Genomic DNA, 13,901 nt, shown 5'->3' on the forward strand with positions numbered 1-13,901 from the left:
TAAGAGCTTTTATCATCCATCGACGACGAGAAAAAAGCGACGATGCCAGACTCAAGCGATACCGAGAAAATTTACAGGAAAGATTAACCGGGATTTTAAATTTAGCGCCACATCATCCGGATGGTATCCGGCTACGAAAACGCTATGGTGGGCTAATTGACAATTTATTTCTATTTCTGGAAGATGCGGGGATTCCACCAACGAATAATAGTAGTGAACAGGCGATTAGGATGAGCGTGGTATTTCGCCGTGTGACTAATGGCTTCCGTTCTTCATGGGGTCGAGATTTGTTTGCTGCCGTTCGTTCAGTTGTCAATACTGGGAAGCGACAGGGTTTAACTGCTTATCAATCCATTCAAGAAGCTCTCTCTATTGATGGCTCCCTTTTTTCCCCTAGTTGAGCAATTACATAAGCCGTTTGATATCCCTCTTTCTTGGCGCGGTCTAAAATTCGCTGCACTAAGGAAGTTTTTCCCATTTGCCGGGGCGCTTTGATTCGGATTAAAGCTCCGGGCTTAACAATAGTTTGGTAGGAGTCCGATTCAATGGGAGGCCGATCGATATATAGGGGTGAATCTAAACTAACAGAACCTTCGGGGTTGTCTAAGTTGAGCAGAGAAAGGGGAGGTGCGGCGATCGATCGCGCATTTTCCACCACAGGCGACGACTCCTCAACGATATCGCTAACAGAAGCATCGCGCGATCGCTCTGCTGCATCCAACTCCGAAAAATCAGACTTTTTCTTTAATATCGGCGTAGGTTCTTCGGAAATTCCTGCCATGCTGATGCTAACGCAACCCAACTTATAGGCACGTTCGATCGACTCCCCCGCCACCAACGTATCGTAAAAACCTACAGCAAATTCTCGTGCGGCATTATCTCCCACCGTTTGCTTCATGCCGATCACATAGGGAATGTGACGTGCGATCGCCTCAGCTTGCACTTCTGAATAGCAAGCGTTGAGTATGACGCACTCCACGTACTCCTTAAACGCCTCAAACAAAGCTGCCAAAGCTTTGGCATTTACCAGCTTAATTTGTCCCGCCTCATCTTCCAAGGCTAAACCGCCTTCTCCTGCACCATGCCCGGAGAAATGCACAATCTCTGGTTTATAATCTAATATGGCTCGCTGCATTTCTCTGGGTGTCACCGCCCACTGTTGCTCAAGTTGGAACTTGTCGGCCTTTTGAGAACGTTGCAACCCCTCTGCAATTTCCTTCGCCTCTTTCTGTAAGTCCACAGGGGTGGTATTTTTGGGGTTGGCTGCTAAAAACAGGATAGTTTTTTTATTTCGAGTAGAAATACTCATCAATGGAACCTTCACGCTTAGGAGATACAGGCGCTTAACGACACTACCTCAGTCAGGGCGAGATATTTCTTGCCTTGACGGTATTTAAGCACAAACATCTTTATTTTTGTTGGTCAGTCAATTGGCAGAAACGATCGCCCTGACTCAAGCATAACCAATCGACAAGGCGATCGCGACTCTCAACTAATCTTTTTAGCTACGTATTCAACAAGTGCGATCGGCTTCCCCTTTTGCAGTCCTATTTCATAAATATCGAGATTCTTTATAGTTTTATTCTCATACCCGATCCAGGATTTTTTGATGATTATTATTGCCTAAATTAGTACATAAAATATTCTATACTTTCGCATTTATTTAATCCACGCACTCCGACAAAAACGGGTTTTTGATAAACTCTGTGGATATCAACAATGATTTATTTTAGTTTACTTAAACAATCATTCAATTCCCCTACCAACCATTCTTTCTCAGCTTGCGGCAAAAATAAGCCAAAACAATAGTTACGCGACTGGGCGCGAATCCGGCAAAAAGTTATCGATTTTTTGAGCAATGGCAGATGAATTCCGCTCAACTTTACCCGCTGGATATCTTGAGGAGTGATTTGAATTGGTCTAGTGAATCGACGAAAATCAGTCCTCCACAAGCACCTACACAACCACATCAAAGCATAAAATAGGGTAAATGTTGTTATAGCCAGGAATGATATAACTAAAAATCGCCCATATAATGTAAGTAGCCAATCGGTTGTAGTGTATTCACAAGACAAGCTAGATAGAATAAATCCCAGAATCAAAGAGAATGGAAGTAAAAATTTATAACTCAGATGAATGAACTGGAAAAACCATTTGAGCTTGCTAGGTGAACGATCGGGGTGTATCTTGATTAATAACCACCGTTTAGTGTCAATTAAAGTAATTCGGGATTGGGGCGATCGCTTAAACATTTTTTCGGGATTAATCCCGCTTGGCTGTTCCCCTCGCAGCGCTGATAAAGCATCTTTTGCTGAGTCAAATCGATCTTCAATTGCGGGTTCAACTATCTTCTCTAACCAGTCGGCAAACTCTGGAGAAATAGAGACGCGATCGCGGAATTTTATCTTCTGCTTTTGTCTGGGTAAATCGGATGGAAATTTCTGGGTTAACAGGAAAAGCAGCGTTGTTCCTAATCCATACAAATCTGTTGATAATACAGCTTTTCCTCTGAATTGTTCTGGTGCCATGTAACCGTAGGTTCCGACAACGGTACTGCCTCCTGTAACGGTATGATGGTAAGTATTTTGAACTGCACCAAAATCAACTAGGAAGACTCGCCCATTTTTTTGCAGAATTATATTTTGAGGTTTGATATCTCGGTGGATAGTAGCAGGTAACAGCGATTGCAGATAAACTATAATTTCTAGCACTTTAGAGGCGATATGACGAACTTGCGCTTCATTGGGTTTCCAGCCATTTTCTATCAATTGTGCGAGAGATTTTCCCGGTGCGAGTTGTTGGGCGATATAAAAACAACGATCTTGGGAAGTATCCACTTGAAAGTAGTCAATGTAGCGAGGAATTCCCGGATGATTCAATCCCGATAAAGTTTTGGCTTCTCGTTCAAATAACTCGACTTTCTTCCATTCAGTTGTCACACGCAGGGATAAAGCTTTGAGTGCAACTTTTTGATTGCTGTTTAAATCTACAGCAGCATAGGTGATTCCAACTCCGCCCTGTCCTAATTTGCCGAGAATGCGATATCTTTCAGCAAGGATTTTTTCCGATTGTTGTAGTGTTTTCATATTTTTGTGCCTGGGTTGATTTTGGATAATTAGTCTGTTGCGCCGCGATCTCTGAGTATTTTGGCTGCTGCTTCTCGGTCGGGGTTCCAGTTGGTTTCTGCTATCTTTAGCGGCGTCTCGCCATAGCAGTTGGTAGTGTTAATTTTTGCACCTTTAGCAAGTAGCAATTTTAAGATTTCTACCGTGCCATAATGTGCTGCTTTATGCAGTGGAGTTGTGTCACATATATCTCTGTTATTGACATCTGCACCGTTTTTAATTAGCAGTGCAGCAATATCATTGTGTCCGATCGCGATCGCTTGATACAATGGAGTTTGACCGTTCTCATTTCTAACGTTAACCCTTGCGCCATTAGCAATTAGCAGTTCAGCGATATCTTGAGATCCTTGAGCAACAGCAAGATGCAGGGGAGTTTGAAGCAAGTTATTTTTGGCATTAACGAATGCACCTTTGGCAATGAGTTGTTTGGCTACATCCTCAAGTTTGAAATCGACAGCGATATGCAGTAAAGTTCTGCCTTCTTTGTCTTCACTATTAACATCTGGGTTTTTACGAATTAGCAGCGCCACTGTATCCTGAAGTTTCAGGTATACGGCGATATCCAGTGGAGTTGTTCTTTGATTATCCTGGATATTAATTTCTGCACCTTTAGCAATCAGCAATTTTAAGATTTTTACAGTGCCATAATGTGCGGCTTTGTGCAGTGGAGTTGTGCCAGATCCATCTATATTATTGACATCTGTACCGTTGTTAATTAGCAGTGCAGCAATATCATTGTGTCCGATCGCGATCGCTCGATACAATGGAGTTTGACCGTACTCATTTCTAGCGTTAACCCTTGCACCATTAGCAATTAGCAGTTCAGCGATATCTTGAGATCCTCGATCGACAGCTAGGTGTAACGGAGTATTTCCAGATTCGTCTATAGCGTTGATATCCAGCATTAGCAAAGCAGCAACTTCTTTGGTGGCTGCATAGTGCAGTGGAGTTCTTTTTCTACCATCTCTGATAACAACATTTGCGCCGTCTTTAATTAGGTGTTGTACCAACTCCTTAAAGCCTATTTTTGCTGCGTTATGTAATAAAGTTGTACCCTTGCCATTTCGGGCATTGTCTTCTTTGATGTTAATTTTTGCGCCTGCGGCGAGTAGTATCTTTGCGATCGCCTTCGATCGCGCCGTATGTAGAGGAGTCAAGCCATTTTTGTTTTTGGCATTGACATCCGCACCTTTAGCAATCAGCAACTTAGCCATTTCAGGCGATCGGGCAAAGAACAGAGGAGTTGTACACATCATATTACACGGCTCAAATTGAGCTTCTCCCCAGGCGTTAATATCTGCACCTTTAGCAATTAGCGTCTGTGCCACTTTTATGCGATCGGACATCGCAGCGATGTGTAATGGGGTCCAGCCATATGCACCCTTAGCGTTGACATCTGCACCTTTGACAATTAACAATTCTGCCACCTCTTTTGAGCCAGCAAAGTGTAGTAAATTCTGATTATTTACCCTGCTATTAGCATTAATGCCAAGATCCAGATAATGCCTAACAGTTTGAGTATCTCCCCGTTCAACAGCCTCGACAACTGCATTGGGTGTAAATCCAATCCGGTTAAGGATCGGATATTTAAAGTGATTGAAAACAGCAACAGTAGCAATAGCAGCAATTCCTATTTTGAGGCGCTTTTTCCATTGCGTCGGATTGGATTTAACGTTAACTGTTCGAGGATTGCGAAGAGATTCAAGCGCTTCTTTTGCCGAGTTAAAGCGGTTTTCTAAATCTGGCGCAATCGCTTTTTTTAACCAATCGGCAAATGCTGAAGAAATCTGAATTTGAGAGCGAAAATCTCCCTCTAGTATATTTGTTGGTAATTCGGCCGGGGAACGGTGGGTTAGTAAATACAACAAGGTCGCTCCTAAACCATATAAATCTGTTGCAGGTACGGCTTGTCCGAGAAATTGTTCGGGAGCCATATAACCATAGGTTCCAACTACGGTACTTCCTCGCATTAAAGTATTGTAATAAGTGTTTTGCACTGCTCCAAAATCTACTAAGCAAACTTCCCAATCTTTTGGTTGGTGGGAATTAATGGGGGATTTAAAAACAATATTTTCTGGTTTAATATCCCGGTGGATAACAGGTGGTGTCTGTGAATGGAGATAAACTAAAATCTCCAAAATTTGTGTGGCAATGCGTTGAATTTCAGGTTCACTAGCGTGCCAGCCATTTTCGACTAAACTGGCTAGAGATTGCCCTTGGGCCAGTTCTTGTACTATATAAAAACAACGGTTATCGGGAGTATCGACATAAAAATAATCCAAATAACGCGGAATTCCCGGATGATTCAATGTTGATAAAACATTGGCTTCTCGTTCAAATAGTTCCAGGACTTTCCAGTCATTCATCTTCTGTAAAGACAAAGCTTTGAGTGCGACTCGCTGGTGTGTTTGGAGGTCAACGGCTTCATAAGTTGTGCTACTACCGCCTTCTCCGAGTAGCTTTTTAATTTGATAGTCTTTGACTAAGTTATGGGGAATTTGTTCAACAATATCCATAGCATTCTCCTGGGTTGATGAGTACCAAGAAACATTTTCTATTTAGGTTTTTACAACCCAAATATTGAGAAATTTATGCAATGTAATTTGAGTGTTTGAGTATGTTTCAAACAAGTCAATAGAAAAGTCAATCACTGACTCTTTATATTTGCTTAAATTTCAATTACCGTATTTCTATGGATAGCTTACCCAGAATTTTTGAGGGGCATATCACCTTTGGCGAAAATTTACGTACGGGATATCGATCGTAATCGAGCCGATAATCATAGCCGGCGCGATCGTAAATGCCTGCAAGCAATTCCGGCAAATTAACAATAGGTTCTACATCTTCTTCGCGCAAAGGAAGTTGTCGGTCTTTTTGAGATGCTAGCCAACGTTCGTAGGCTTCTCTATCGCCACTTTCTCTCTCAGCGGCCTCTGCGTCCTCTGTGGTTAATCAAAAAAATTAGTGATTTTTAATACAATTCCCGACTCAACAGCCGATCGAACTCCTCAATTTTCGATGGGGATCTAAAATTCACCTAAAGTTCGACGCCCTTTGGCAAAACCCTCCCTAAGATAGAAGTTAGGGGACGATCGGTCTTTTAGCCGATTCAGGAGCAAGTGTCAAGCACTCCATCGAACCCAAATCCAGAGCAGCAAGACAGGGAGGACATCAAAATCATGGTAAACGCGCCGACAGGGGAAGCCCGACTGGGCCCGATGGATCAGGTGCAAGCCCTAGACCGCGATTGCACAACCCTATCTCGTCACGTACTCCAGCAACTTCACAGCTTTTCAGCAGATGCTCAGGATCTCAGCGCGCTGATGAATCGCATCGGGCTGGCGGCAAAGCTGATCGCGAGGCGGCTCAGCAGAGCCGGATTAATGGCAGATGCCTTGGGGTTTACAGGGGCTACGAACGTGCAGGGAGAATCCGTCAAAAAGATGGATATCTATGCCAATGAAGTGTTTATCTCGGTATTCCAGCAAAGCGGACTTGTCTGCCGCTTGGCTTCGGAGGAAATGGAAAAACCCTACTACATTCCCGAAAACTGTCCGATCGGACGCTACAGTCTGCTCTACGACCCCATAGACGGTTCTTCCAATCTTGACATCAATCTCAATGTAGGCTCCATATTCAGCATCCGCAAGCAAGAGGGAGACGATGCAGATGGCTCTGCTTCCGACTTGCTGCAACATGGACACAAACAAATTGCCGCTGGTTATGTACTCTACGGCCCCAGTACCATGCTGGTTTATTCGATCGGTCAGGGTGTTCATTCCTTTACCCTCGATCCCAGCTTGGGCGAGTTTATTCTAGCTAACGAAAACATTAAGGTTCCCGATCGCGGCCCGATTTACAGCGTTAATGAAGGCAACTTCTGGCAGTGGGAGGAATCTTTGAGAGACTACATTCGCTACGTACACCGCAGCGAAGGCTACAGCGCCCGGTACGGCGGGGCTTTGGTGGGAGATTTCCACCGGATTTTATTCCAGGGAGGCGTGTTTTTGTACCCGGGAACGGTGAAAAACCCCGAGGGCAAATTGCGCTTGCTCTACGAATCGGCTCCCTTGGCGTTTTTGATGGAGCAAGCCGGCGGGCGGGCAAGTACAGGTATTCAAGACATCTTGGATGTAGTGCCGACTAAGCTGCACGAGCGATCGCCCTTGATTGTCGGCAGTAAAGAAAATGTAGCGATGGTGGAGTCTTTTATTCAAGATCGAGCGCGCAATCCTAGAACAGTCCAATAGTGAAGGAAGAAGGAAGAGGGAAGAAGGAAGAAGGAAGAAGGAAGAGGGAAGAAGGAAGAGGGTTTTAACTTATAACTTTCGACTCCCAATTACCAATTCCCCATTGCCAATTTTCAATTTTCAATTTTCAATTTTCAATTTCCAATTTCCAAGTCCCAATTAACAGCTATCAAATTGTAGGAGTTACAGTAATGACAGCAACACCAACCAATCACCTGTTAGAAATCAAAGAAATTGGCCAAAGTATCTGGATGGACAATTTGACTCGCGATCTCATCAAGTCCGGCGAACTCAAACAGATGATTGAAAGTCGGGGACTGCGCGGGATTACATCTAATCCGGCTATTTTTGAGAAAGCGATCGCGGGTAATGTGATTTACGACGCGGATATCGAAGCGGGCATCCGGGCGGGCAAATCTGTTATGGAGATTTACGAATCTCTGGTATTTGAAGATATCCGCAACGCTTGCGACATCTTCGCCCCAGTTTACGCAGAGTCGAAGGGTTTGGACGGCTACATTAGCATTGAAGTGCCACCGACGATCGCCAACGACACAGAAAGCACGATTAGCGAAGCCATACGCTATTACCAAGCCCTCGGCAAAGAAAACGTGATGATTAAGATTCCGGGAACCGCTCAAGGTTTGCCCGCAGTCGAGCGAGTCATCAGCGAAGGGATTAACGTTAACGTGACTTTACTGTTCTCGGTTGACAGCTACGTCGAAACCTTCTGGGCTTACATTCGCGGTTTGGAAGCGCGGGCGGCTAAAGGTTTGGATATTAGCAATATTGCTTCTGTTGCCAGTTTCTTCTTGAGCCGGATCGACATCAATGTCGATGGCAAGATTGACGAGAAACTCAAAAATGTCACAGATATTTCCACAAAAGCTAAACTGGAAGCAGTGAAGGGGAAAATTGCGATCGCCAATGCGAAGATAGCTTACCAGAAGTATAAAGAGATCGTAGCGAGCGATCGCTGGCAAGCTTTAGCGGCCAAGGGAGCGAAAGTACAGCGCTTGCTGTGGGCTTCCACCAGCACCAAAAACCCCAACTACAGCGATGTCATGTACGTCGATGAACTAATCGGCCCCGACACCGTTAACACTTTGCCGCCGAACACCGTTGAAGCTTGTTTCGACCACTGCGATGTCGCACCCCGGATTGAGAACAATGTCGAAGAAGCTTACACCCTGATCGAAAGTCTCAAAGATCCCGACATCGACATCAACTTGGACCAAGTGATGGCAGACTTGCTCTTGGACGGGATTGACAAATTCGTCACCCCGTTCCAATCCCTGATGGATTCCTTGCAAGAGAAAGTGCAGAAGTTGTCACCCGTCGCCTAGACAGATATCTGTATCCTGAAAGGCAGAAGCATTTAGGAATCGGAATAGATAATTATCTGGGTTCTTAAATGCTGAGTTTTAAATCCTCTCTAGGAATTTTGAGATTAATGCCTCTGAGAGTTCCTAGAGAGCAAAATCATCTGCCTCCTCTAGCAGTAGGAAGAACCGATTAACTCTCTCACCGAGAAACTAGCAGAAATGACCGCAAACTATCATGGTGTCTTGGCAGGGTTAACATCACTAGAACAAGGAAAATAAATAATGGTAACGCTACTTGAAAATCCACTGCGGGTCGGTTTGCGAAAAGAACGGGTGCCGGAACCACAAATTCTGGTAATCTTCGGAGCTTCTGGGGATCTCACCCAGCGCAAACTGGTACCTGCAATTTATCAGATGAAGCGCGATCGACGCTTGCCACCGGAAACTACCGTCGTGGGAGTAGCCCGCCGCCCTTGGAGTCACGATTACTTCCGAGAGCAAATGCGCGAAGGCATTGAAGAATTTGGCGGCGGCATTGGCAATGAAGAATTTTGGCAAGATTTCGCTAAAGGTTTGTACTACTGTCCCGGCGACATTGATAACCCCGAAAGCTATCAAAAACTCAAAGATTTCTTAGCGGAACTCGACGAAGAAAGGAGAACTCGCGGCAATCACATATTTTATCTCTCGGTTTCCCCGAACTTTTTCCCAGAAGCAATTAGGCAACTGGGCGCGGCTCAAATGCTGGTCGATCCAGCAAAACACCGCTTGGTAATTGAAAAACCTTTCGGCCGCGACTTGAGTTCGGCAAAAGCTCTCAACCGAGTCGTGCAGCAGGTTTGCCAAGAACAGCAAGTTTACCGGATCGACCACTATTTGGGTAAAGAAACTGTTCAGAATTTAATGGTATTCCGGTTTGCTAACGCGATTTTTGAACCGCTGTGGAATCGGCAATTTGTCGATCACGTACAAATTACAGTTGCAGAAACAGTAGGCGTAGAAGACCGGGCGGGTTACTACGAATCCTCTGGGGCGTTGCGGGATATGCTGCAAAACCACTTGATGCAGATTTTCTGTCTGACGGCGATGGAACCGCCGAATTCCTTGGACGCTGACAGCATCCGCACCGAAAAGATGAAAGTTCTGCAAGCAACTCGCTTGGCAGATTTGCATAACTTGGACTTCTCAGCGATTCGGGGTCAATATTCCGCAGGTTGGATGAAGGGCAAACCGGTGCCAGGATATCACGATGAACCGGGGGTTGCTCCCAATTCGACAACGCCGACTTTTGTGGCGATGAAGTTTATGATTGACAACTGGCGCTGGCAGGGAGTGCCTTTCTACCTGCGAACCGGCAAGCGGTTGCCGAAAAAAGTTAGCGAAATTGCGATTCAGTTCCGCGAAGTTCCGCTGCTAATCTTTCAGTCCGCGGCCCAACAAACTACTCCTAACGTTTTGACGATGCGGGTGCATCCGAACGAGGGGATTTCGCTGAGGTTTGAGGCGAAAATGCCGGGGCCGGATTTGCGGACGCGGACGGTGGATATGGATTTCAGTTACGGTTCTTCTTTTGGGGTGACATCTTCGGATGCTTACGATCGACTGTTAATTGACTGTATGCTGGGCGACCAAACTTTGTTTACCCGTTCTGATGAAGTGGAAGAAGCTTGGCGGGTGGTAACGCCGGCGCTGATGGAGTGGGAATCGTCCAACGAACAGGAGTTGGTTCCTAAATACGAAGCGGGTACTTGGGAACCGGCGGAAGCAGAACTGCTAATTAACAGAGACGGCCGCAAGTGGCGCAGACTTTAAGAGCCATTAGTCAGCAGTCATTAGTCATTAGTTATTGGTCAGCATTAGTAATTAGCTAAGAGCTGCTAACTCATAAGTACTAACTAATAACTTAATGACTAAGAACCAAGGACTAATGACTAATAACTAAGGACTAATAACAAAGGAGAAAAGATTTATGACGATGACACCGATGAAAGCTCCGCCTCTGGTTTCGCTGCAAAATCCTAAAGATGTGTCGATCGACCAGATAGAGGCCGAATTGAGTCAAATTTGGGAAAGTTACAGAGAATCGGGGTCAAAGGGCGATGTTCCGATCGCTAGTAGGGCAACAACTTTTACTTTTGTAGTCTACGAACCCGAAGAAACTCAGCGGTTATTAGCGGATCTGGGGTTTTACGACGGGCCGGTGGACGGTATTACTGGGCCGATGACGGCATCTAGCATCAGGGCGGCTCAAAAAGCTTACGGGCTGCCGAGAACGGGCAAAGCTAACGATGAATTGCTCGCCACTTTGCGGGAAGAAGTGGCTCGCAAAAATTCAAATGGCGAGGAGATGGGATCGAGTGGTTTGGGTTCCGGGGGTTCGGGGGTGGCTGACGCGATCGTGGCTGCCAATCCCTGTCGGATTATTGCTCTGTGCCCGACGGCGGGGGAAGATACGGGCGTACAGGCTCAAGTGGCTGCTTATTGTCCGGTTCACAAGCGCACCACTGGCAATCTGATCTGTTGCGAGTACATTACCCTCCGGGGTACGGAAGCTGCTTTGGAACGGGTGAGCGGCATCGTGACGGCGTTGACTATCGCTGATTTGCCGACGCTGCTGTGGTGGAAGGCGAATCCTGATGCCGATCGAGGTTTGTTCCAGCGGCTGGCGACAATTAGCAGTTCTGTGATTGTTGACTCTAGCAGCTTTGCCGAGTCTGAAGCTGAATTGCTGTTGATGCACAGTCTGATCGAGGAGGGAATTCCGATCGCGGATCTCAATTGGCGCCGGCTGGCCGCGTGGCAAGAGTTGGCTGCTGAGGCTTTTGACGCCCCGGAACGTCGCGCTGCGATTCGGGAAATCGATCGGGTGACGATCGATTACGAACAGGACAATTCTACTCAAGCGCTGATGTATTTGGGCTGGCTGGCGAGTCGGCTTCAGTGGCGTCCGGTTGCTTTCAAACAGGAAGAGGGCGATTACCAAATCAAGCGAATTAAATTCGCGGGGCCGGACGAACGGGTTGTCGAAGCGGAGTTGGCTGCTATTCCTACTGCGGATACGGGTGATGTCCCGGGCGATTTGATTGCTCTGCGTTTGAATTCTACGAACGAGAAGGCTGACTGCGGTACGGTTCTGTGTTCGGAAGTGGGTGGCTGTATGCGGATGGAAACGAAGGGTGGCGCTCAAACCGATCGGTTTAACCAGGTGAGTCCTCTGTTCGATCAGGTGACGGAACACTTGCTGGGCCAGCACTTGCAGAGTTGGGGCCGAGATGTGCTTTACGAAGAAAGCTTGGCAGTGACGGCTCAAATGCTGAAGTTAGCTAAGCGGTAAAAAGAGGGAAGAAGGAAGAAGGAAGAAGGAAGAAGGAAGAAGGATTGAGTTAATATTCAGTGGGGCAGGCAATGTCTGCCCTACTTTTTTAGGAGTTATGAATTTTAAGTTAGGAGTTTTGATTTAATCCTGTTATTTAACTCAAAACTCTAAATTACTTCCCAAAAGCCACTAAATTACCTCTCTTCTTCTCATTCTTCCTTCGCGCCCTTCGCGTCTTCGCGGTTCGTTAAATATGTATTTTTTGTAACTAATCTAGAACTATGGCCTTAGTAATTGCTGGCGAACGCAGCGGGGCGGGAAAGACTACTGTGACGATCGCCCTTTTAGCTTTTTTAATCCGTCGCGGCTTGAATGTTCAATCTTTTAAGGTTGGTCCGGATTACATCGATCCGATGTTTCATGCTTTTGTTACTGGTCGCCCCTGTCGGAATTTAGACCCGGTATTAACGTCTGAATCTTATGTAAAAAAGTGTTTTTCTCGTCATATTCAAGATGTCGATTATGCCTTAGTTGAAGGGGTAATGGGGCTATTTGATGGTGTTTCTCGGAAGAAAGAAGAAGAAAGTTCGGCAACGGATTTCGTAACGGATGTAACGGATAGAAGTTCGGCAACGGTTGTACGAGATGTAAAGGATTTAACGGATTTAACGGATTTAAGGAAGCCAGAAGGAAAACAACACTATTCTATTTCCTTTGCTTCTACGGCTCATGTTGCTCATTTGCTGAATTGGCCGGTATTGTTTGTGATAGATTGCAGCAGGCTCTCTGGTTCTGTTGCTGCGATCGCCCACGGTTTTCGTTCTTTTAACCCTGACCTTAAATTCGCTGGTTTGGTGCTGAATCGAGTGGCGAGCGATCGACATTTGGAACTGCTTCAAGATGCTCTCAAACCGCTCAATTTACCTATTTTGGGGGTTTTGCGTAGGGATGAGGCTGTTACTATTCCCGATCGACATTTGGGGCTGATTCCTGCTGAGGAGTTGCCGAATCTTCATGCTGCGATCGATAAACTGGCTGATTTGGCTGCTGTTAGTTTTGACTGGGAGCAACTTTTGCCTTTGTTGGCTGCAACTCGAAATGAGGGGTCTGAGCAACTTTCTGGTAGACACAATCTCCCTTCGGGAATTATAGTTAAAAAAGAGGTTGTTGTCAACAGTTTGGGAAAACAATTTGGAGTGAGGATTGCAGTTGCGCGCGATCGGGCTTTTAATTTTTACTATCAGGACAATCTTGATTTGTTAGAACAGTTGGGTGCGGAGTTGGTATTTTGGAGCCCGCTTGATGACTCGGTTTTTCCTGACAATGTGCAAGGGTTATATTTTGGCGGCGGTTTTCCCGAAGTGTTTGCTCAAAAATTGAGCGGTAATGTTTTAATTCGGGATGCGGTAAGAAGTGCTATTTTTTCGGGAATGCCGACTTATGCGGAGTGCGGCGGTTTGATGTATTTGTGCGATTCTATTGTAGACTTCGATGGCAATTCTTGGCCAGGGGTGGGGGTGTTGGAAACTGCTGCTGCGATGGGAAAGCGTTTGACGCTGGGATACCGAGAAGCTGTGGCGGTGAGGGATAGTTCGGTGTTAACTGCTCTCGATGAGGTTTGGGGACATGAGTTTCATCGATCGCATTTAACTGTGGAACCGAGTAATCCAGTTTATCACAGTTGGAGGTATGGCAAGCGAGGGGAAGTTGAGGGGGTTGCTGAAGGTTGGGGAGTTTGTCAGGTGCACGCTTCTTACTTGCATTTGCATTGGGGTGCTCGGCCTGATATTCCGGCTCGTTTTTTGCAGCAGTGTGCTGATTTTGATTGTAATGGTGTTTTGGGCGATCGAGAAAGCGAACTAGATTTTTTTATTTAATTAACCGC

General features: G+C 45.9%; 10 protein-coding genes. 6 read left to right on the forward strand and 4 right to left on the reverse strand.

Annotated features, from left to right (window positions below; genetic code table 11):
• A partial coding sequence (locus NDI35_RS20210) for an IS66 family transposase (protein WP_445314292.1) occupies positions 1-401 on the forward strand: 401 nt, incomplete at its 5' end.
• On the opposite strand, the gene NDI35_RS20215 is transcribed toward NDI35_RS20210, so the two are convergent.
• The 4 genes from NDI35_RS20215 to NDI35_RS20230 form a co-directional block, all read right to left on the reverse strand.
• A complete protein-coding gene (locus NDI35_RS20215; protein ID WP_445314293.1) occupies positions 356-1,309 on the reverse strand; it encodes an AAA-like domain-containing protein in 954 nt (317 codons plus the stop codon). The two genes, NDI35_RS20210 and NDI35_RS20215, sit on opposite strands and share 46 nt — an antisense overlap.
• Positions 1,310-1,724: 415 nt before the next feature.
• Entirely contained in the window at positions 1,725-3,086 is a 1,362-nt protein-coding gene (locus NDI35_RS20220) for a serine/threonine protein kinase (protein WP_445314294.1), read from the reverse strand.
• Positions 3,087-3,115: 29 nt separating this feature from the next.
• On the reverse strand, positions 3,116-5,641 hold the full coding sequence (locus tag NDI35_RS20225; protein ID WP_445314295.1) for an ankyrin repeat domain-containing protein: 2,526 nt from the start codon (positions 5,639-5,641) through the stop codon (positions 3,116-3,118).
• A 163-nt stretch (positions 5,642-5,804) separates the two neighbouring features.
• Positions 5,805-5,981, reverse strand: coding sequence for a DUF4058 family protein (locus NDI35_RS20230; protein ID WP_445314296.1), 177 nt, complete (start codon positions 5,979-5,981; stop codon positions 5,805-5,807).
• A gap of 323 nt (positions 5,982-6,304) precedes the next feature.
• Between NDI35_RS20230 and fbp the strand changes: the two genes are divergently transcribed.
• From fbp to NDI35_RS20255, 5 genes are all read left to right on the forward strand, one after another.
• Complete coding sequence (gene fbp / locus NDI35_RS20235; RefSeq protein WP_445314297.1) at positions 6,305-7,375, forward strand: class 1 fructose-bisphosphatase; 1,071 nt, start codon at positions 6,305-6,307, stop codon at positions 7,373-7,375.
• 191 nt (positions 7,376-7,566) lie between these two features.
• A complete protein-coding gene (tal, locus tag NDI35_RS20240; protein ID WP_445314298.1) occupies positions 7,567-8,721 on the forward strand; it encodes a transaldolase in 1,155 nt (384 codons plus the stop codon).
• Positions 8,722-8,982: 261 nt separating this feature from the next.
• Entirely contained in the window at positions 8,983-10,512 is a 1,530-nt protein-coding gene (gene zwf / locus NDI35_RS20245) for a glucose-6-phosphate dehydrogenase (protein ID WP_445314299.1), read from the forward strand.
• A gap of 157 nt (positions 10,513-10,669) precedes the next feature.
• Positions 10,670-12,034, forward strand: a complete 1,365-nt coding sequence (gene opcA / locus NDI35_RS20250; protein ID WP_445314300.1) for a glucose-6-phosphate dehydrogenase assembly protein OpcA — start codon at positions 10,670-10,672, stop codon at positions 12,032-12,034.
• A gap of 263 nt (positions 12,035-12,297) precedes the next feature.
• Positions 12,298-13,893 carry a cobyrinic acid a,c-diamide synthase CobB gene (locus tag NDI35_RS20255; protein ID WP_445314301.1) on the forward strand — a complete coding sequence of 532 codons (1,596 nt, stop codon included), beginning with the start codon at positions 12,298-12,300 and terminating at the stop codon, positions 13,891-13,893.
• Positions 13,894-13,901: the final 8 nt, after the last annotated feature.

Source organism: Microcoleus vaginatus FACHB-2002, assembly GCF_040004035.1.
In the GTDB taxonomy this organism is placed as follows: Bacteria; Cyanobacteriota; Cyanobacteriia; order Cyanobacteriales; family Microcoleaceae; genus Microcoleus; species Microcoleus vaginatus_C.